The organism is Acidovorax sp. SUPP950 (genome assembly GCF_030158935.1).
Lineage (GTDB): Bacteria > Pseudomonadota > Gammaproteobacteria > Burkholderiales > Burkholderiaceae_C > Paracidovorax.
On sequence record NZ_BQXE01000004.1, the window covers coordinates 308,763 to 327,074 of the forward strand.

The following is an 18,312-nucleotide window of genomic DNA, read 5'->3' on the forward strand; positions in this document are numbered from 1 at the left end:
GGGGAGGTATGGCATCCACACCAGTCCGTGTGCCTAAAAAGAGGGCACGGGGACATTCTTTCAGGCCTGACAAGGAGTTAGGACCGCCTTACAGGGCAAGCCACGACTTATCCACAGAGTTTTCCAGTGCCCGCGGGGATAACGCAGGGCCTTGTGGCGCAAGGCGCCATCGTGCAGGACGCGGGTGACATAATCGTTCGAGTCCTTTTTCCATCCCCGTATGCCATTCGTCATCAGCGTTGCCCAGCTCAATTTCGTGGTGGGCGATCTGCCGGGCAATGCCCGCAAGATCATTGCCTGCGCCCAGCAAGCCCATGCCGCCGGCGCGCGCCTGCTGCTCACGCCCGAACTGTCGCTGTGCGGCTATGCCGCCGAAGACCTCTACCTTCGCCCCGCTTTTCTGTCGGGTTGCGAGGATGCACTGGCAACGGTGGCGCGGGAGACGGCGCGGTTCGAGGGCTTGGCCATCGTGGTCGGGCATCCTCAGCGGGCCGAAGCGGATGACGAAGGCCTTTGCTACAACGCGGCCAGCGTGCTGCGCAATGGGGTGGTCGAGCAGACCTACCTCAAGCAGGAACTGCCGAACTACGACGTGTTCGACGAGCGGCGCTACTTCTTGCCAGGCGACGGCACCTGCCTCTTTGACGTGGAGGGCGTGCGCGTCGGCCTGCTGATCTGCGAGGACGCCTGGTTCGAAGGCCCCGCCCGCCGGGCGGCGCAGGCGGGGGCGCAGTTGCTGGTCACCATCAACGCGTCGCCGTTCCACCTGGGCAAAAGCGCCGAGCGCGAGCAGATCATGCGCGAGCGTGTCACGGAGACCGGCCTGCCGCTGGTCTATGCCCACCTGGTCGGCGGCCAGGATGAGGTGCTCTTCGAAGGCCGTTCCTTTGCCCTGCAGTCCAACGGTTTCGTGGCCGCGCGTGCGCCCGGATTCGAGGAAGCCTGCTTTCCGGTCCGCGTGGACGTCGTGCAGGGTGCGATCGAATTGAAGGCCGAGGTCGCGCCGCTGCCCGCGCTGGAGTCCGATCTGTGGAGCGCGCTGGTCATGGGCGTGCGCGACTATGTCGGCAAGAACGGCTTTCCCGGCGCGCTGCTGGGTCTGTCGGGCGGCATCGATTCCGCGCTGGTCCTGGCCATCGCCGTGGATGCGCTGGGCGCTGACAAGGTGCGCGCCGTGATGATGCCTTCGCCCTACACCGCGGACATCAGCTGGATCGACGCGCGCGACATGGCCGAGCGTCTGGGCGTGCGCTACGACGAAATCTCGATCGCCCCGCAATTCGAGGCGTTCAAGGCCGCGCTGGCGCAGGAGTTCGCCGGCCTGTCCGAAGACACTACCGAGGAAAACCTGCAGGCTCGCATCCGCGGCACGTTGCTCATGGCGCTGTCCAACAAATTCGGCGCGGTGGTGCTCACCACCGGCAACAAGAGCGAGATGGCGACGGGCTACTGCACACTCTACGGCGACATGGCCGGAGGGTTTGCCGTCATCAAGGACGTGGCCAAGACGGCCGTGTTCTCGCTGGCGCGCTGGCGCAATGCCAATGACCCCTTTGGAACCGGCGCGCAGCCCATTCCCGAACGGATCATCACGCGCCCGCCGAGCGCCGAACTGCGCCCCGGCCAGAAGGACCAGGACAGCCTGCCGCCCTACGAGGTGCTCGACGCGATCGTCGCACGGTACATGGAAAACGACGAGCCCATCGATGCCATCGTGCAGGCCGGCTATGACCGGGCCGACGTGGAGCGCGTGACGCGCCTCATCCAGCTCAATGAATACAAGCGCCGCCAGGCGCCGGTGGGCATCCGCATCAGCCGCCGCAGCTTCGGCAAGGATTGGCGCTACCCCATCACCAACCGTTTCCGGGCGTGAGCGATCGACGACGACGCGGCCTTGAGCATCCCTCGCATTTCACCTTTCCAGGAGTTTCCGCCATGAAAATGATCACCGCCGTCATCAAGCCCTTCAAACTCGAAGAAGTCCGCGAAGCCCTGGCCGAGTGCGGCGTGACGGGCCTCACCGTCACCGAAGTGAAGGGTTTCGGCCGTCAGAAGGGCCACACCGAGCTGTACCGCGGCGCCGAATACGTGGTGGATTTTTTGCCCAAGGTGAAGGTGGAAGTGGTCGTGAAGACCGACGACGTGGACCGCTGCGTGGACGCCATCGTCAACGTGGCGCGCACGGGCAAGATCGGCGACGGCAAGATCTTCGTCACCGCCGTGGAGCGTGTGGTGCGCATCCGCACGGGCGACCTGGACGAAGCCGCCGTCTGATGGTCGACTGCGCGCCTGGGCGGCTGCGCTGGCTCAGATCACCGCCCGTAACGGAACCTTCTGCGTGGCCTGCATGCCGGCGGCCTCGACCAGGGACTGCAGGAGGCTTTCGTGGTCGGAGGAGGCCGTCATCAGACCCATCTGCCAGTCGCTCATGAGTCCGCTGGCCACGCTGGTCTGCAGAAACGCCATCAGGCCGTCGTAGTAGCCGTCCACATTCAGCAGGCCGATGGGCTTGTCGTGGTAGCCGAGCTGGCGCCACGTCCACACCTCAAACAATTCTTCGAACGTTCCGATGCCGCCTGGAAGGGCCAGGAAAGCGTTGCAGCGCTCGGCCATCATGGCCTTGCGCTCGTGCATCGTCTCGACGATGTGCAGTTCATCGCAATCCCGGTTGGCCAGTTCCTTGTCCACGAGCGCCCGGGGAATCACGCCCAGCACGCGACCACCCGCGCGCCGTGTGGCCTCGGCCACCATGCCCATCAGGCCGCTGCGACCGCCACCGTAGACCAGTTGGCCGCCGTGCCGGCCGATCCATTCGCCGACGGCAATGGCTGATTCGGTGAATAACGGGTTTTCACCTGGGCGGGACCCCAGATAGACGCACAAGGAAAAAGACGGCTCAGCCATGGAAAAACCTCTGAAACAGGGCTGCAGCCCAGACGCCTGAGCACAGCAACACACTCAACAAGACGGCAGCGCTGCCCATGTCTTTGGCGCGCTTGGACAAATCGTGCAACTCGGGACCGATGCGATCGATGGCGGCTTCGATGCCGGAGTTGAGCAGTTCGGTGATCAGCACCAGAACCACCGTGCCGGCGAGCGCCGCAACCTCCAACCAGCCACGGCCCAGCCAGAATGCTGCGGGCAGCAGCACGAAAGCCATGCATGCCTCCAGCCGAAAAGCCTTCTCGCCCCAGCCGGCCTGAAGGCCCTGCAGCGAATATTGTCCGGCATGCCACAGGCGGTGCAGGCCGGTGCGGGCCTTGTGGGGATGGGGTGTGAAGGGGGCAGACATAGGCCACGCATTTTCGCCGGCCTGTGTGGCAGTTATCGCCTCCGGCGAAAGAAGTTGTCGGCTTACTTTTTGGCGTGTTCGAAATGCACGAGCCGCGTGCCGGCCCAGATGTCGTGCCAGAACTGCCGCTCGGGCTGAAACCGGCTCAACAATGCCCAGACCGCCACCCACCCCAGCAGAATGACCGCCGATTCACCACCGGACAGCTGGAACGGCGCCATGGCCGCCAGCGGCGGCAAAAACCACAGCCAGCTCAGCGCGTAACGGGCGAGGGCCCGGGTCTGCGTGATCGGCTGTCCCAGCCGGTCCACCACCCGGATATGCCAGGTCTTCATGGCCAGCGTTTGTCCTCTGGCCCAGAACCAGACGAAATAGATGCCGAAGACAACGAAAAGAAAACCCTGGAGCGCATGGCGGTTGTCCAGCGCATTGCGTGTCTGGCTGAGCGTGCCGAAAAGATAGCCGGCAATGAACACCACCCCGAACATCAGCATGCCCTCGTAGAGCCAGCAAGCCATGCGACGGCGCAGCGAAGGGGTGGTGCCGTTCATCGCGGTGCGGGAAATGTCATGGCTGGCCATGGTGCTCTGAGACGGAGACGCAGACATGGCGGTATCACTGAGGCGGGTGAAGCGGGGTATTGTCCTGGGTCGGGGCGGCAGTGGGGGCTGCCTCGGCGGCCACCGGCTCTGCGCCGCTCAGCGGCGCCAGGGGCGAGGGAACAGCGATCGGCACCGAGATGGGTGCCGTTTCCACTGGAGGTGCCAGACTGGCCGCTGGGACCGATACCGGCAATGCCTGGGTCGGATGGAACTCGCTCACCGGCGGAATCTTGGGGGGATTGGGGCGGTTTGCATTCGCGACCGCGGCGGCAGGAACGCGGGCCAGCTTGCGAGGGGCCACGGGCCGGATCGCCGTGGCCGCGCCGGTGGGCCGAGGGGCCGCACGGGCCGCCAGCTGCTTCTTTTCCTCGGTAGGCAGGGCTTGGTACGCCTCCCACTGGGCCCACTTGTCATCCACGGCCAGTTTCTTGGTGGCGGCGTAGTTCAAACGGGCCTGACTGCGCTGCTGAAGGCTGAGGTTGGCCCAGTCGGTCATGCGCCCCAGCATCTTTTCGCGCTCTTGTGGCGACAAGGTAGGAAAGCTTGCGGACAGTGTGATCCAGCGCCGTTTTTGCGCCTCGCTGAGCAGGCTCCAGCGGGAGGCCAGGGGGGCAAGCGCTTCCTTTTGCGCGGCCGTCAAAGATTGCCATGCAGGCCCCGAGCCTGCACTGTCAGGATCCTGAAGCCGTAACTCCGGCCCACGGGCGGTGTGTTTGCTGGCCAGCGCCTCGGCTGGCATGGGCGCCACCGGTGCCATCCCGACCTGTGTCCAGGCTTGCCAGCCGCCCGCGACGAGCGCGCCCAGCAAGACAAAAGCCAGCACGGCGGCTGGCATCAGGCGGGGGGCGTCCAAAGGGCTGGCGGGCATGCAATCTGCAATAGGGTCAGTGGGTCGGGTTGGCGGACGTCTTGAGGAATTGAAGGAATCCCGGATCGGCATAAGCAGATGGCGGAAGATCATCCGTGAGCAAGGCGGCGTCCACCTCTGCCACCTCGTTCACCCCTTTTTCGTCCTGCGAGACATTGATGACCACCAGCCCGACGAGCAGTGCGGTGATTGGAACGGCCGACACCAGGGCGCGCCACCAGCTACCGCCTTCTCCGCCCCAGCCCAGCACCGCGCTGTTGCCGGAAGCCAACACGGCGGGAGCCGTCTGCCGCGCCGGTGCGACCACCTTGCGTTTCGCAAGGGCCTGCACCCGCGCAGCACGGAGCCGCTCAGAAATATCGTAAGGAAGCTCGGCCGTGCCATCGGAAAGGCGTGCCGTCACACGGCGCGCAAAACGCTCTGCGGCAATTTCCGCAGGATGGGTTGAGGACTGGTAATTCATAGTTCGATTCCTTTCGCCTTCAGTGCTTTGCTGAGGGTCTGGACGGCACGAAAGCAGTGCGTTTTGACGCTGCCTTCCGAGCAGCCCATCGCAGCCGCCGTTTCTGCAACATCCATCTCTTCCCAGTAACGCATCAAAAACGCCTCCCGTTGACGAGATGGCAACTCTTGAATTTCCGCTTCGATGTCGTGAAAAACCTGGGCACGCCTGACCAGATCTTCCGCGCTTTGGGCTGTCTCGCCGCCCTCGGGGCCCGAATAGGCTTCCAGCAGATCGAAATCTGCACCGTCTTCTCCCGGCCCTTCGAAGTCGCTCATGCTAGAAAACAACGCATTGCGTGTCTTCTGGCGCCGAAACCAGTCCAGCGTACAGTTGGACAGGATGCGCTGAAAGAGCATGGGCAACTCGGCCACCGGCTTGTCACCATAGTGCTCGGCCAGCTTGAGCATGCTGTCCTGAACGATGTCCAGTGCCGACTCCTCATTGCGTACGTGATAAAGCGAGCGCTTGTAGGCCCGCTTTTCTACGCTTTTGAGGAAGTTGGAGAGTTCTTGTTCGGTAGCCAAGACAAAGGTGCCCGCTGATCGGGGCTTGGGGTTCGTTGGCGACAAACGCCAGCGCGTGATTGCCGAGTTTATCGCATCGACTTCAAGTCTTTTGGGCGTGCCGTGCCCAGAATCCATGTTGCAGTGCCATAATCCGGCCTGCAATTCAAAAGGCAAACGGGTTTCGGTCCGGCGCAGCAATCATCTCGCCCATGTCCGAAGCCTCAAGTTCCAAGTCGGCTCCACAAGAGTCCGCACAAGGGGCACCCAAGGTTTTTCGTTAGAGAAATTCGCAAAGGTTGATCATGGAAATCTCCAAGGCCGAAATCACTTCGGCGGCCGCTGCCACGCAGGGCGCTTCGCATTCCCCGTCCCAGGACCTCATGGGGTCCGAAATCCTCATCAAGTCTTTGCAGGCCGAAGGCGTGCAATTCATCTGGGGCTATCCGGGTGGCGCGGTTCTCTACATCTACGACGCGCTCTACAAGCAAGAGACCATTCAGCATGTGCTCGTGCGCCACGAGCAGGCTGCAGTGCATGCTGCCGACGGCTACGCCCGTGCCACTGGTGAAGTGGGGGTCGCCCTCGTCACTTCCGGCCCCGGATTGACCAATGCCGTGACCGGAATTGCCACGGCCTACATGGATTCCATTCCCATGGTCATCATCTCCGGACAGGTGCCGACGGCCGCGATCGGGCTGGACGCCTTCCAGGAGTGCGATACCGTGGGCATCACGCGCCCCATAGTGAAGCACAATTTTCTCGTCAAGGATGCCCGCGATCTGGCCATGACGATGAAAAAGGCCTTCCACATCGCCCGCACCGGCCGTCCCGGACCGGTGGTGGTCGATATCCCGAAAGACGTCTCCTTCAAGAAGGTGGCCTACCACGGGTATCCGCAGAGCGTCGAAATGCGCTCCTACAACCCTGTTCGCAAAGGCCATGGCGGCCAGATCCGCAAGGCGCTGCAGTTGCTGCTGACCGCCAAGCGGCCTTACATCTACACGGGTGGCGGCGTTTTGCTGGGCAATGCCACGCAAGAATTGCGCACGTTGGTGGACATGCTGGGTTATCCGGTGACCAATACCCTGATGGGATTGGGCGCATACCCGGCGAGCGATCGCAAGTTCCTCGGTATGCTGGGCATGCATGGCACGATCGAAGCCAACAACGCCATGCAGAACTGTGACGTGCTCCTGGCGGTCGGCGCACGGTTCGATGACCGCGTCATCGGCAACGTGAAGCACTTTGCGCAGAACGATCGCAAGATCATCCATATCGATATCGACCCTTCGAGCATCTCCAAACGCGTCAAGGTCGATATTCCCATCGTTGGCGACGTCAAGGATGTACTGACGGAGCTGATCACCATGGTGAGCGAATCCAGCACTCGGGCCGATGCCGGTACCTTGGCCGCCTGGTGGGACACGATCGAAGGCTGGCGCAAGCGCGAATGCCTCAAATACGATCGCAGCAACAACGAAGTCATCAAGCCGCAATACGTGGTCGAAACCCTCTGGAACATGACCAAGGATGCCGACACCTATGTGACCTCTGATGTGGGGCAGCATCAGATGTGGGCGGCTCAGTACTATCGATTTGATGAGCCGCGCCGCTGGATCAACTCCGGTGGGCTTGGCACGATGGGTGTGGGTATTCCTTATGCCATGGGCATCAAGCTGGCGAAGCCGGACGCCGAAGTGTTCTGCATCACGGGCGAAGGCTCGGTGCAGATGAACATTCAGGAGTTGTCCACCTGCCTGCAATACAACACTCCCATCAAGATCTGTGCGTTGAACAACCGTTACCTTGGCATGGTGCGGCAGTGGCAGGAAATTGAATATTCTGGCCGTTACAGTCACAGCTACATGGACGCGTTACCCAACTTCGTGAAGCTGGCGGAAGCGTATGGCCACGTGGGTCTTTTGATCGAGCGGCCGCAAGACGTCGAGCCCGCGCTGCGCGAGGCGCGCAAGCTCAAGGACCGCACGGTTTTCATGGACTTCCGCACTGATCCGACGGAGAACGTGTTCCCGATGGTTCAGTCTGGCAAGGGCATTACCGAAATGCTTTTGGGATCGGAAGATCTTTAAGCCTAATCGCTCTTCAGCGCTTTGCCATAAAGCGTTTCCAGCTATTCTTTGAATAGCAATATCTCCAACGACGAATCTATTGCCTGCCGAGCTTGGCGCTTACCAGCGCCAGGGGAGGGCAGCGAAAAGAGGAATCTTCACCCATGAAGCACATCATTGCCGTCCTGCTGGAAAACGAACCCGGCGCGCTGTCCCGCGTCGTCGGCCTGTTTTCCGCACGGGGCTACAACATCGAATCGCTGACCGTGGCTCCCACGGAAGACGCGTCGCTTTCGCGCATGACGATACAGACCACGGGGTCCGATGACGTGATCGAGCAAATCACCAAGCATCTGAACCGCCTCATCGAAGTCGTGAAGGTGGTCGACCTGACCGAGGGCGCGTACACCGAGCGGGAGCTCATGATGGTGAAGGTGCGTGCTGTCGGCAAAGAGCGCGAAGAGATGAAACGCATGGCGGACATCTTTCGCGGTCGAATTATCGACGTCACAGAGAAGAGCTACACCGTCGAGTTGACGGGAGATCAGTCCAAGAACGATGCGTTTTTGCAGGCCATCGACCGCACCGCCATCCTGGAAACCGTTCGAACCGGCGCCAGCGGCATCGGCCGCGGTGAACGCATTCTGCGTGTCTGATCCACTCCGCTTATTTCCTCACCTTTTTTCAATACCCCCTCATCGATTCAACCTGGAGCCAACATGAAAGTTTTCTACGACAAAGACTGTGACCTGAGCCTGATCAAAGGCAAGACCGTGGCCATCATCGGCTATGGCTCGCAGGGGCACGCCCATGCGCAAAACCTGAACGACAGCGGCGTGAAGGTCGTGGTTGGCCTGCGCAAGGGCGGGGCCTCGTGGGACAAGGTCGGCAAGGCTGGCCTCAATGTGCTGGAAGTGAACGAAGCGGTAAAGGCTGCCGACGTCGTCATGATTCTGCTGCCCGACGAGCAGATCGCCGAGGTCTACACGAACAATGTGGCCCCCCACATCAAGCAGGGCGCATCGCTGGCCTTCGCACACGGGTTCAACGTGCATTACAACCAGGTCGTGCCCCGCGCTGACCTGGACGTCTGGATGGTGGCCCCGAAGGCTCCTGGCCATACCGTGCGCAACACCTACACCCAAGGCGGTGGCGTGCCCCATCTGGTGGCAGTGCACCAGGACAAGTCCGGCAAGGCCCGCGACCTGGCCCTGTCGTACGCCATGGCCAATGGTGGCGGCAAGGCCGGCATCATCGAGACCAACTTCAAGGAAGAGACCGAGACCGACCTGTTCGGCGAACAGGCCGTGCTGTGCGGTGGCGCGGTCGAGCTGATCAAGATGGGTTATGAAACTCTGGTCGAAGCCGGCTACGCTCCTGAAATGGCTTACTTCGAGTGCCTGCATGAGCTCAAGCTCATCGTGGACCTGATCTACGAAGGCGGCATTGCCAACATGAACTACTCGATCTCGAACAACGCCGAGTTCGGCGAGTACGTGACCGGCCCGGAAGTGATCAATGCTCAGTCGCGCGAAGCCATGCGCAACGCCCTGAAGCGCATCCAGAACGGCGATTACGCCAAGATGTTCATTCAGGAAGGACGCCTGAACTATCCATCGATGACGGCTCGCCGCCGCAACACGGCCGACCACAGCATCGAAGTGGTGGGCAACAAGCTGCGCGCGATGATGCCCTGGATCGCCAAGAACAAGCTGGTGGACCAGACCCGCAACTGATCGCCGCCGCGTGCCTGCGGTCTCGGCCGTGGGTACCAAGATTGCAGGGAGGCCACTTCGGTGGCCTTTTTCTTTGGATTCTCATAGTGTGTGCAGGCACTACACTCCGCTGTCCGCCGATCACTGGGATCCGGCAGAGGTACTCTAATTTTGATAGCTGCTTGCGCTGACCGTGTGGGCGCTGGAGGTTCATTTGATGCACGAGGGCAATGATTTCGCCAATGACACGCCCGTGGTGGTGCGCAAGCGGCGAAAAGGCATCTACATACTGCCCAATCTGTTCACGTTGGCGGCGCTTTTCGGGGGGTTCTATGCCATCGTGATGGCCATGAATGGCCGCTTCGATCTTGCTGCCGTCGGTGTGTTCTGTGCCATGGTGCTCGATAGCCTGGACGGGCGTGTGGCCCGGATGACCAATACGCAGAGTGCCTTTGGCGAGCAGATGGACTCGCTCTCCGACATGGTGTCTTTCGGAGCCGCACCAGCGCTCATTGCCTATGAGTGGGCGCTGAAGGGGCTGGGACGCTGGGGATGGATCGCCGCTTTCGTCTATTGCGCCTGTGCTGCCCTGCGATTGGCCCGTTTCAATGTGAACACCGGCGTGGTGGACAAGCGGTACTTTCAAGGCTTGCCATCGCCTGCCGCCGCCGCATTGGTGGCGGGCTTCATCTGGTTGTTGACGGAACTCGGTGTACGCCGCGGCGAGACGGGCTGGATGAGCTGGTCACAGGTAAGCTGGACCATGTTCGGCTTCACGCTGTATGCGGGCCTCACGATGGTGACCAATGTCCCGTTTTACAGTTTCAAAGACATTCAGATGAAGAAGAGTGTGCCGTTCGCCGTCATCGTTTTGATCGCGCTGGGTATCGCCATCATCAACATCCACCCACCCACCGTGCTGTTCAGCGTGTTCGTGCTGTATGGCCTGAGCGGATACTTCGTCTATGCGTGGCGCAAGGCGAAAGGGCAGCACAGCAGCGTGATCAGCATGTCCACTGACGAGCCGGACGAACGTGGCTTGCACAAGTGATTGCGCCGCTGCGTCAGGCTGGTGTGCTACATTGCGCCGCATGAAAACGCTGGCACTGCCGCTGCTATCGCTATTCGCTTTCGGGCGAAGACGCTAGCGCACAGGCGCTCTTCTTGCAAAAAGGCCCGTATGCATCCGCAGCGGGCCTTTTTGCTTTGCGTGCCAGAATTTCAACGTTGCGGACCCCCACCATCTCTGGAGAAACACAATGGCAGACAAGCTGATCATTTTCGACACCACGTTGCGCGACGGCGAGCAGTCGCCTGGCGCATCCATGACCAAGGACGAGAAGCTGCGCATTGCGCGTCAACTCGAGCGTCTCAAGGTCGATGTGATCGAAGCGGGGTTTGCTGCCAGCTCCAACGGGGATTTCGAGGCGGTACAGTCCATTGCGCAAGCCATCAAGGACTCGACCATCTGCTCCCTGTCCCGCGCGAACGATCGTGATATTTCGCGTGCAGCGGAAGCGCTGAAAGGGGCCAATAGCGCACGCATCCATACGTTCATTGCGACCAGCCCGCTGCACATGGAAAAGAAGCTGCGCATGACCCCCGAGCAGGTGCTGGAGCAGGCCAAGCAGTCGGTCCGATTCGCCCGCAACTTGATCGGCGACATCGAGTTCAGCCCGGAAGACGGGTACCGCAGCGAGATGGATTTCCTGTGCCGCGTCCTGGAAGCCGTGATCGCAGAGGGGGCGACCACGATCAACGTGCCTGACACCGTCGGCTATGCGGTTCCCGAACTGTATGGCAACTTCATCAAGACTTTGCGGGAGCGGATTCCCAACAGCGACAAGGCCATCTGGTCGGTTCATTGCCACAACGATCTGGGCATGGCGGTGGCCAACTCTCTGGCGGGCGTGAAGATCGGCGGTGCCCGCCAGGTCGAGTGCACGATCAACGGGCTGGGCGAGCGGGCAGGCAACTGCTCGCTGGAAGAGATCGTGATGGCCGTCAAGACACGCAAGGACTACTTTGGACTGGAGCTGGGCATCGAGGCCCAGCACATCGTGGCGGCCAGCCGCATGGTCAGCCAGACGACGGGGTTCGTCGTGCAGCCCAACAAGGCCGTGGTGGGCGCCAATGCTTTTGCGCATGCCAGCGGGATCCATCAGGATGGCGTGCTGAAGGCCCGTGACACCTACGAAATCATGCGGGCCGAGGATGTGGGCTGGTCTGCCAACAAGATCGTGCTGGGCAAGTTGAGTGGCCGCAATGCCTTCAAGCAGCGTTTGCTTGAATTGGGTGTGCAGCTTGACAGCGAAACGGACGTCAACAGCGCTTTCGCCAAGTTCAAGGAGTTGGCGGACCGCAAAAGCGAGATCTTCGACGAAGACATCTTGGCGCTGGTCAGTGGTGAGAGTGCTGCCAACGAGCAGGAGCAGTATGGCTTCGTGTCGTTGTCGCAGCACAGCGAAACGGGCGAGCGCCCGCAAGCCACCATTGTCTTCACCGTGGGCGGCAAGGAGGTGCGGGGCCAGTCGGATGGCAATGGGCCTGTGGATGCTTCACTCAAGGCCATCGAGTCGCACGTCAAGAGTGGGGCCGAAATGGTGCTCTATTCGGTCAATGCCATCAGCGGTTCGACAGAGAGCCAGGGGGAAGTGACGGTGCGGCTGCAGAACAGCGGCCGGGTGGTGAACGGGGTGGGCGCAGACCCCGACATCGTGGTCGCGTCAGCCAAAGCCTATATCAGTGCGTTGAACAAATTACAAAGTAAAGCCGATCGAGTCGCCGCACAAGGCTGACCATCGAATTTATAATTCATTCACTTTATTGAAAGGTCGCGCAAGGTATTGATCTTGCGCGACTTTTTTCGATTCTGTACACTGACAAACACTTTTTACCGCTTGGAGCATTCTGATGCACGTACGCCCTCGCGCTTCTTCTCGTTTTTTTCGCACCGTCGCATTCCTTGCGATGAGCATTGCGCTCACGGCCACCTCGGTGCACGCGGCAGAGCGAAAGAAGGTGCAGGTCAAGAAGCAGGCTGCATCTTCGACTGCCAAACAGCGTCCTGTGGCACGCTCTGCCACGGTGGTTTCCCGCAAGGCGGTGACCCGTGTCAAGGCCACCACCCGCGCATCCGCGCGTAGCGTGAAGGCCGCTACTCGCATGGTGGCCGTCCCTGAAAAGTTGTCCTTCGGACAAGTCGCCGGCCTGCACTCCCTCACCGATCCCCTGGATTTGAAGTCCAGCGTGGCCTTGGTCATCGACCAGGAGACCAACGAAGTCCTGCTGAGCAAGAACGACCATGCCGTTCTGCCCATTGCATCGCTGACCAAATTGATGACCGGGCTGCTCGTATCGCAAGCCCACTTGCCGATGGATGAGCCCATCACCATCACGCAAGACGACGTGGATACCGAGAAGTTCAGCAGTTCTCGTTTGGCCGTGGGCACGACCCTCACGCGGGGCGAGATGATGCATCTGGCCCTCATGTCCAGCGAAAACCGGGCGGCCCATGCCTTGGGCCGCACCTTCCCTGGCGGGCTGGAAGCTTTTGTCGCGCAGATGAACGCGAAGGCGAAGCTGCTGGGCATGACGGATACCCGCTATGTGGAGCCCACGGGCCTGTCCAGCCATAACCAGTCCAGTGCCCGCGATCTGGCCACCTTGGTCAATATTGCCCATGGCGATCCCATGCTGCGCGAACTCACTACGTCTCCCAGCTATGAAGTGGCCGTGGGGCGCCGCACGCTGCAGTACAACAACACCAATCGGCTCGTGAAAAGCCCGGCTTGGGACATCGGCCTTCAAAAGACGGGATACATCTCCGAAGCAGGCCGTTGCCTGGTGATGCAGGCCCAGATATCGGGCCGCAAGCTGATCATGGTTTTCCTGGATTCTGCAGGCAAGTTCAGCCGCCTGGGCGATGCTGAGCGCGTGCGCAACTGGGTGGAAAAACTGCCTTCCATTGGTGGTGCGCCCACCCTTCACGCCATCGGCACGAAGCCCTAACGCAACTCGGTCCCCGCCTGTTCTGAATGGCAGGGCTTGAGATCAGGAGAGGCGAAAGACCAAAGGCGATCCGACCCCTTTGACCCACGCGCATTGCTTGCCATGCGCGTTTTGTCTTGGGGCATGCTAGGGAGCAGTTGTTTTGTCGCGCCGGCTGGTGGAATAGCCCAGGGCCTGGGAGATTTCGCTGGCAGTCGCCTGGAGCTTTGGCAGCCAGTTCTCATCCAGGCGATCCGCGGGGGCGGAGATTGAAAGGCCTGCGACCAGATGGGCCTGGTCGTCGTACACGCCCGCTGCCATGCAGCGCACGCCAAGTTCGAGTTCCTCGTTGTCTCGCGCAATACCGTACTGGCGGGCTTTGCCCAATTCGCGCTCCAGCACCGGCAGCTGCGTGATGCTGTTGCGGGTGTGTCCCGACAGGCCAGTGCGCATCGCATAGGCTCTGACCCGCTGGGGATCGTCTGCGGCCAGAAACAGTTTGCCCGTCGACGTCAGATGCAGCGGCGCTCGGCCGCCGATGGCACGGACCACCTGCATGCCGGAGCGTTCGCTGTAGGCTCGCTCGACATACACGATCTCATCGCCCTGGCGCATGCTCAGATTGACAGGCTGCTGAATCAGCTTGTGCAGGTTGCGCATCGGGGTCAACGCCGCGTCGCGCACGCTCAGGCGCGCTTTCACCAGGTTGCCCAATTCCAGCAAACGCATGCCGAGGCGGTAGCTGCCGGATTCCGGGCGGTCCACAAAACGGCCGATGGTCAGGTCGTTCAGGATGCGGTGGGCCGTGGAAGGGTGCAATCCGGTCTTCTCGCTGATTTCCTTGAGGGAAATCGCTTCCTCGCGCGAGGTGAGCACGTCGATGAGTGCAAACATGCGCTCCAGCACCTGGACGCTGGGTTTGGCGGGCGCGCCGGCATCGTCTTTTTTCATGGTGATGTGTGTTGACGAGAAGCGCGCATTTTATCTTGTGAAATGCAGGGCGGCCGTCTTCACCACCTCATGGCGCGAGTCTCCATTCGCCGTTGGTCCGCAATTCATGGGGCAGAAAGCGTGCCTTGTAGTTCATCTTTGGGCTCTCTTCGATCCAGTAGCCCAGGTAGACATAGGGCAGATCCAGCGTGCGCGCCTGCTCGATCTGCCACAGTACGTTGTAGGTGCCGTAGCTGCAGCTGGGGTCGGGTTCGTAGAACGTGTAGACGGCAGACAAGCCGTCGTCCAACACGTCCAGAATCGAGACCATCCGCAATGCACCGGGGGTGCCGTCCAGGTCGGGTTCACGGAACTCCACAAGCCGGGAGTTGACCCGGCTCTGCAGCAGGAACTGGGTGTACTGGTCGATGCTGTCGTGGTCCATGCCGCCGCCGCAGTGGCGCAGGTTCTGGTAGCGCAGATAAAGCTGGTAGTGTTCGGGCACGTAGCCCAGGCGCAGGACGCGTGCCTGCAGGTTTCCGTGCTTCGCCCATGCGCGGCGCTGGCTGCGATCGGGCTTGAACGATTTGGACAGCACGCGCAGCGGCGTACAAGCTTGGCAGCCATCGCAGTAGGGGCGGTAGGTGAACATGCCGCTGCGGCGAAACCCCCGCGACACCAAATCCGAATACACATCGTTCTGGATCAGGTGGCTGGGGGTGGCAACCTGCGAGCGTGCCTGCCGTGCAGGCAGGTAGCTGCATGGGTAAGGGGCCGTGGCATAGAACTGCAAGGTTTGCAGCGGCAGATCGTTGAGTTGCGTCATCCCGGATTCCCAGTAGGGGGCATCAGCGCAGTCCAGTATACGGGCTCGAATTTCCAGGAAACAGGTGCTTCCCGGGAGGCCTCTGCCACGTGGTCCAGGAACCGGGCGCGGTCTATTTCATGGGCGCCGAAAGACGCCAGATGGGCTGTGTTCTGCTGGCAGTCGATAAGCGCCACGCCGTGGTGCCGGCACAAGCAGACGAAAGCTGCGAGCGCGACCTTCGATGCATCGGTGGCGTGGGCGAACATCGATTCGCCAAAAACGGCTTTGCCCAGCGCGATGAAGTACAGCCCGCCGACGAGCTGGCCGTCGACCCACGTCTCCACGCTGTGCGCAAAGCCGGCGGTGTGGAATGCACGATAGGCGTCCACCATCTGCGGCACGATCCAGGTGCCGTTCTGGCCCGACCTTGGCGTGCCGGCACAGGCCTTGATGACCGCGCCGAAGTCATGGTCCACGCGGATTTCGCACTGGGGCGAGACGCGGAATTTCTGCAAGGTGCGGCGCAGCGAACGGTGCAGACGAAATTCCGCCACGGGCAGCACCATGCGGGGATCGGGGCTCCACCAGAGCACGGGTTGCCCGGGGCTGAACCACGGAAAAATGCCTTGCTGGTAGGCACTTTTCAATTGGGCGACGCTGAGATTTCCACCAGCGGCCAGCAGTCCCGGGGCCGCGGATTCGCTGCCCCAGCTGAGCGCCACGCTGGGAAATTCGTCGCCGGGTTGCAGCCAAGGCAAATGATCGTCAGCCATGCACAGGGAAAAATGGAAGAAGCAATGCATTGTCGCCGAGTGCGCAGGGCGGCGAGGCGGCCTTCGGATCGGTCGGGCGGAGACTGCTCGGATGGAGTCGATCCAAGCCCGCCTTCAGCAGGCGATGACAGAAAGGCCGTTCCCGCGGATGGCCTTTCGCTAGGGCGAGTGGCGGCGCTCGGGCCCCTGCTTCATCCGATCAGGGAATCAGGCGAACCTGCTCCACCTCGAACTCCATTTTGCGGATGCCCTTGTCTACCTCTCCCACCAGTTCCACCCGCTGCTGGGCACTGATGGGTTGGCCTGCCGGAAAGCGTTTGTCCGAAATCTCGACGGGCATGCGGCCGCTGTCGTCTGCGAAGGTGTAGTTTTTGCCACCGTCATGGGACACGATACGGCCTTGCAGGCGGACGTGCTGGTCGTCCGTGGCGGTGTCGAGCAGTTGCTTGACCGTCATCGTGGGCACCGAGGTGGGCCCGGTGTAGCCACTGCCGGCTGCGGGTGCTGCAGCATGTTCGCCCGTGGTGGGACCGGTGTACTGCGCCATGGCCGGTGCGGCGGCGCCCAGCAGGCCGAGGGTGAGAACGAACGCGGTGGTGGTTTTCTGCATGGCTTCACTCCTTTGGGATGATTGAATGGCCTGCGGGTTGGGTGACCCGCAGCAAGGAGCCACAAAGGATGCCGAAGCGGCAGAGGGCAGGGTGTAGGCGATGGCCGGACGGCCGATTCGGTCGATGTCGGCAATGCCTGGTCAAAAAATCACGGGACCGGAAAACAAAAAAGCCCGCTATCGATGAAATAGCGGGCTTTTTCACAGCTTGGAAGGCTGTCGATGGCTCCTCGACCTGGGCTCGAACCAGGGACCTACGGATTAACAGTCCGGCGCTCTACCGACTGAGCTATCGAGGAATATTCGGTATCTGACTAGCGATGTAAAAGGCCCTGCGTACACATGCAAGGCCTTGATGATCTTGGCTCCTCGACCTGGGCTCGAACCAGGGACCTACGGATTAACAGTCCGGCGCTCTACCGACTGAGCTATCGAGGAACAAGACTTAGATTATATACACAAAAAGTGAGCAAATTCGAAGAACTGCGGTTGCCTGATGGATCGGGTTGCAGGTTGCCTCCCATCGGCCCTCAACGGGCCGGCTCTGGCCGTTGCCACAGCCAGGCGAGCACGCACGCCATGCACAGCGAAGCGCTGATGGCCACCCAGCGGGGTGCGTGGCTGAAGGCGAGCACGGCCGCCGCGAGCGCCATGAGGATGCTGGCGCTCCACTTGGCGCGGCGGCTCACCTGGCCGCCGTTGGCCCAGTCGCGCAGCATGGGGCCGAAAAGCGGGTGGCGCCACAGCCACGCGTGCAGCCGGGGCGAACTGCGGGCCGCCGCCCAGCCGGCCATGAGGATGAACACCGTGGTCGGCAGGCCGGGCACGAAGATGCCGATGATGCCGGTCACCAGGCTCAGCACCGCAAAGCACAGCAGCAGCCAGCGCACCGGCAGGGGCAGCGGGGCGGGGCGGGGCGGCGGCGGTGGCAAAGGCGCTGGCGGGAGCGGGGGCGGCATGCCTGGATTGTGCCTGCGGCATGGGGGCGGTCGGCGCGCTATGCTGCGGGCACTTCGACGCTGACCGTCGGCCCTTCCTTTCATTCCCATGACCGTTCAACACATTCTCAAGATGGGCGATCCGCGCCTGCTGCGCGTGGCCCAGCCCGTGACCGAGTTCGACACCGACGCGCTGCACCTGCTGGTGCGCGACATGCTGGACACCATGGAGGCCGTCAATGGCGCCGGCCTGGCCGCGCCGCAGATCGGCGTGGATCTGCAATTGGTGATCTTCGGCTCGGACCGCAAGAACCCCCGCTACCCCGATCGGCCCCTGGTGCCGCGCACCGTGTTGCTTAACCCACAGATCACCCCGCTGGGCGACGAGGAGGAAGAGGACTGGGAAGGGTGCCTGTCCGTTCCCGGCCTGCGCGGCAAGGTGCCGCGCTGGTCCCGCATCCGCTATCAGGGCCTGGACCCGTATGGCGACCCGATCGACCGCACGGCGGAGGGGTTCCATGCGCGCGTGGTGCAGCACGAATGCGACCACCTGATCGGCAAGCTCTACCCGATGCGGGTGCGCGACTTCACCCAGTTCGGCTACACCGAGGTGCTGTTTCCCGAGCTCGCCGACGCGGAAGACGACTGACGGACCAGGCAAGCGTTGCCTCGGAAAATATGAATGGAATTGGTCGCCAGCGCAAAC

General features: G+C 61.8%; 20 protein-coding genes and 2 tRNA genes. 9 read left to right on the plus strand and 13 right to left on the minus strand.

The genetic code is table 11. The features are described 5' to 3' along the window. The first annotated feature begins 220 nt into the window (after positions 1-220). Both AVME950_RS18360 and AVME950_RS18365 read left to right on the plus strand, forming a co-directional pair. Complete coding sequence (locus AVME950_RS18360) at positions 221-1,873, plus strand: NAD+ synthase (protein WP_284430916.1); 1,653 nt, start codon at positions 221-223, stop codon at positions 1,871-1,873. A gap of 62 nt (positions 1,874-1,935) precedes the next feature. Then, complete coding sequence (locus tag AVME950_RS18365; protein WP_092743842.1) at positions 1,936-2,274, plus strand: P-II family nitrogen regulator; 339 nt, start codon at positions 1,936-1,938, stop codon at positions 2,272-2,274. Between the two features lie 33 nt (positions 2,275-2,307). Here the strand turns inward: AVME950_RS18365 and AVME950_RS18370 are convergent, their stop codons facing one another. The 6 genes from AVME950_RS18370 to AVME950_RS18395 all read right to left on the minus strand — a co-directional run bounded on the left by AVME950_RS18370 (position 2,308) and on the right by AVME950_RS18395 (position 5,791). Then, a complete protein-coding gene (locus AVME950_RS18370) occupies positions 2,308-2,904 on the minus strand; it encodes an LOG family protein (RefSeq protein ID WP_284430917.1) in 597 nt (198 codons plus the stop codon). Further along, positions 2,897-3,292: a diacylglycerol kinase gene (locus AVME950_RS18375; RefSeq protein WP_284430918.1), complete on the minus strand. Its 396-nt coding sequence runs from the start codon at positions 3,290-3,292 to the stop codon at positions 2,897-2,899. Before AVME950_RS18375 ends, AVME950_RS18370 begins: the two co-directional genes overlap by 8 nt. Before the next feature lie 62 nt (positions 3,293-3,354). Further along, positions 3,355-3,843, minus strand: a complete 489-nt coding sequence (locus tag AVME950_RS18380) for an RDD family protein (protein WP_284430919.1) — start codon at positions 3,841-3,843, stop codon at positions 3,355-3,357. A 64-nt stretch (positions 3,844-3,907) separates the two neighbouring features. Further along, positions 3,908-4,762, minus strand: coding sequence for a DUF3106 domain-containing protein (locus tag AVME950_RS18385; protein WP_284430957.1), 855 nt, complete (start codon positions 4,760-4,762; stop codon positions 3,908-3,910). A gap of 16 nt (positions 4,763-4,778) precedes the next feature. Beyond that, the gene (locus tag AVME950_RS18390) at positions 4,779-5,225 is read right to left on the minus strand and encodes a DUF3619 family protein (RefSeq protein ID WP_284430920.1); all 447 of its coding nucleotides are present in this window, start codon (positions 5,223-5,225) and stop codon (positions 4,779-4,781) included. Then, positions 5,222-5,791 carry an RNA polymerase sigma factor gene (locus tag AVME950_RS18395; protein ID WP_284430958.1) on the minus strand — a complete coding sequence of 190 codons (570 nt, stop codon included), beginning with the start codon at positions 5,789-5,791 and terminating at the stop codon, positions 5,222-5,224. The genes AVME950_RS18390 and AVME950_RS18395 overlap by 4 nt, the downstream gene beginning before the upstream one ends. 284 nt (positions 5,792-6,075) lie before the next feature. Here AVME950_RS18395 and AVME950_RS18400 point away from each other — a divergent pair, with 284 nt between their 5' ends. The 6 genes from AVME950_RS18400 (at position 6,076) to AVME950_RS18425 (ending at position 13,568) form a co-directional block, all read left to right on the plus strand. Continuing rightward, the gene (locus AVME950_RS18400; protein WP_284430921.1) at positions 6,076-7,863 is read left to right on the plus strand and encodes an acetolactate synthase 3 catalytic subunit; all 1,788 of its coding nucleotides are present in this window, start codon (positions 6,076-6,078) and stop codon (positions 7,861-7,863) included. A gap of 143 nt (positions 7,864-8,006) precedes the next feature. Further along, positions 8,007-8,498, plus strand: coding sequence for an acetolactate synthase small subunit (ilvN, locus tag AVME950_RS18405; RefSeq protein WP_092743827.1), 492 nt, complete (start codon positions 8,007-8,009; stop codon positions 8,496-8,498). Positions 8,499-8,561: 63 nt separating this feature from the next. Next, positions 8,562-9,578, plus strand: coding sequence for a ketol-acid reductoisomerase (gene ilvC / locus AVME950_RS18410; protein ID WP_284430922.1), 1,017 nt, complete (start codon positions 8,562-8,564; stop codon positions 9,576-9,578). 196 nt (positions 9,579-9,774) lie between these two features. After that, positions 9,775-10,608: a CDP-diacylglycerol--serine O-phosphatidyltransferase gene (pssA, locus tag AVME950_RS18415; RefSeq protein WP_284430923.1), complete on the plus strand. Its 834-nt coding sequence runs from the start codon at positions 9,775-9,777 to the stop codon at positions 10,606-10,608. Between the two features lie 208 nt (positions 10,609-10,816). Then, entirely contained in the window at positions 10,817-12,355 is a 1,539-nt protein-coding gene (locus AVME950_RS18420; RefSeq protein ID WP_284406930.1) for a 2-isopropylmalate synthase, read from the plus strand. Positions 12,356-12,470: 115 nt separating this feature from the next. Beyond that, positions 12,471-13,568, plus strand: coding sequence for a serine hydrolase (locus AVME950_RS18425; RefSeq protein WP_272569464.1), 1,098 nt, complete (start codon positions 12,471-12,473; stop codon positions 13,566-13,568). Between the two features lie 126 nt (positions 13,569-13,694). Here the strand turns inward: AVME950_RS18425 and AVME950_RS18430 are convergent, their stop codons facing one another. The 7 genes from AVME950_RS18430 to AVME950_RS18460 all read right to left on the minus strand — a co-directional run bounded on the left by AVME950_RS18430 (position 13,695) and on the right by AVME950_RS18460 (position 17,627). Further along, entirely contained in the window at positions 13,695-14,498 is an 804-nt protein-coding gene (locus tag AVME950_RS18430; RefSeq protein WP_284430924.1) for an IclR family transcriptional regulator, read from the minus strand. 67 nt (positions 14,499-14,565) lie between these two features. Beyond that, the gene (locus tag AVME950_RS18435) at positions 14,566-15,303 is read right to left on the minus strand and encodes an arginyltransferase (RefSeq protein WP_284430925.1); all 738 of its coding nucleotides are present in this window, start codon (positions 15,301-15,303) and stop codon (positions 14,566-14,568) included. Beyond that, positions 15,300-16,058: a leucyl/phenylalanyl-tRNA--protein transferase gene (gene aat / locus AVME950_RS18440; RefSeq protein WP_284430926.1), complete on the minus strand. Its 759-nt coding sequence runs from the start codon at positions 16,056-16,058 to the stop codon at positions 15,300-15,302. Before aat ends, AVME950_RS18435 begins: the two co-directional genes overlap by 4 nt. A gap of 199 nt (positions 16,059-16,257) precedes the next feature. Next, a complete protein-coding gene (locus tag AVME950_RS18445; protein ID WP_284430927.1) occupies positions 16,258-16,668 on the minus strand; it encodes a YgiW/YdeI family stress tolerance OB fold protein in 411 nt (136 codons plus the stop codon). Positions 16,669-16,891: 223 nt separating this feature from the next. Then, positions 16,892-16,967: transfer RNA gene (locus tag AVME950_RS18450), tRNA-Asn, on the minus strand. A 63-nt stretch (positions 16,968-17,030) separates the two neighbouring features. Further along, positions 17,031-17,106: transfer RNA gene (locus AVME950_RS18455), tRNA-Asn, on the minus strand. 92 nt (positions 17,107-17,198) lie between these two features. Beyond that, positions 17,199-17,627, minus strand: coding sequence for a YbaN family protein (locus AVME950_RS18460; protein ID WP_284430928.1), 429 nt, complete (start codon positions 17,625-17,627; stop codon positions 17,199-17,201). Between the two features lie 88 nt (positions 17,628-17,715). Here AVME950_RS18460 and def point away from each other — a divergent pair, with 88 nt between their 5' ends. Further along, positions 17,716-18,255 (plus strand): peptide deformylase, encoded by a 540-nt coding sequence (gene def / locus AVME950_RS18465; RefSeq protein WP_284430929.1) that lies wholly within the window; start codon positions 17,716-17,718, stop codon positions 18,253-18,255. Positions 18,256-18,312: the final 57 nt, after the last annotated feature.

Bases quoted from the DNA above. Each gene is read 5' to 3' on its own strand.
- AVME950_RS18390 (WP_284430920.1), bottom strand. From the start codon at position 5,225: ATGAATTACCAGTCCTCAACCCATCCTGCGGAAATTGCCGCAGAGCGT.
- AVME950_RS18360 (WP_284430916.1), top strand. From the start codon at position 221: ATGCCATTCGTCATCAGCGTTGCCCAGCTCAATTTCGTGGTGGGCGAT.
- AVME950_RS18380 (WP_284430919.1), bottom strand. From the start codon at position 3,843: ATGAACGGCACCACCCCTTCGCTGCGCCGTCGCATGGCTTGCTGGCTC.
- AVME950_RS18370 (WP_284430917.1), bottom strand. From the start codon at position 2,904: ATGGCTGAGCCGTCTTTTTCCTTGTGCGTCTATCTGGGGTCCCGCCCA.
- AVME950_RS18420 (WP_284406930.1), top strand. From the start codon at position 10,817: ATGGCAGACAAGCTGATCATTTTCGACACCACGTTGCGCGACGGCGAG.
- AVME950_RS18375 (WP_284430918.1), bottom strand. From the start codon at position 3,292: ATGTCTGCCCCCTTCACACCCCATCCCCACAAGGCCCGCACCGGCCTG.
- AVME950_RS18365 (WP_092743842.1), top strand. From the start codon at position 1,936: ATGAAAATGATCACCGCCGTCATCAAGCCCTTCAAACTCGAAGAAGTC.
- AVME950_RS18460 (WP_284430928.1), bottom strand. From the start codon at position 17,627: ATGCCGCCCCCGCTCCCGCCAGCGCCTTTGCCACCGCCGCCGCCCCGC.
- def (WP_284430929.1), top strand. From the start codon at position 17,716: ATGACCGTTCAACACATTCTCAAGATGGGCGATCCGCGCCTGCTGCGC.
- AVME950_RS18445 (WP_284430927.1), bottom strand. From the start codon at position 16,668: ATGCAGAAAACCACCACCGCGTTCGTTCTCACCCTCGGCCTGCTGGGC.
- AVME950_RS18435 (WP_284430925.1), bottom strand. From the start codon at position 15,303: ATGACGCAACTCAACGATCTGCCGCTGCAAACCTTGCAGTTCTATGCC.
- AVME950_RS18400 (WP_284430921.1), top strand. From the start codon at position 6,076: ATGGAAATCTCCAAGGCCGAAATCACTTCGGCGGCCGCTGCCACGCAG.
- AVME950_RS18430 (WP_284430924.1), bottom strand. From the start codon at position 14,498: ATGAAAAAAGACGATGCCGGCGCGCCCGCCAAACCCAGCGTCCAGGTG.
- AVME950_RS18425 (WP_272569464.1), top strand. From the start codon at position 12,471: ATGCACGTACGCCCTCGCGCTTCTTCTCGTTTTTTTCGCACCGTCGCA.
- ilvN (WP_092743827.1), top strand. From the start codon at position 8,007: ATGAAGCACATCATTGCCGTCCTGCTGGAAAACGAACCCGGCGCGCTG.
- ilvC (WP_284430922.1), top strand. From the start codon at position 8,562: ATGAAAGTTTTCTACGACAAAGACTGTGACCTGAGCCTGATCAAAGGC.
- AVME950_RS18385 (WP_284430957.1), bottom strand. From the start codon at position 4,762: ATGCCCGCCAGCCCTTTGGACGCCCCCCGCCTGATGCCAGCCGCCGTG.
- aat (WP_284430926.1), bottom strand. From the start codon at position 16,058: ATGGCTGACGATCATTTGCCTTGGCTGCAACCCGGCGACGAATTTCCC.
- pssA (WP_284430923.1), top strand. From the start codon at position 9,775: ATGCACGAGGGCAATGATTTCGCCAATGACACGCCCGTGGTGGTGCGC.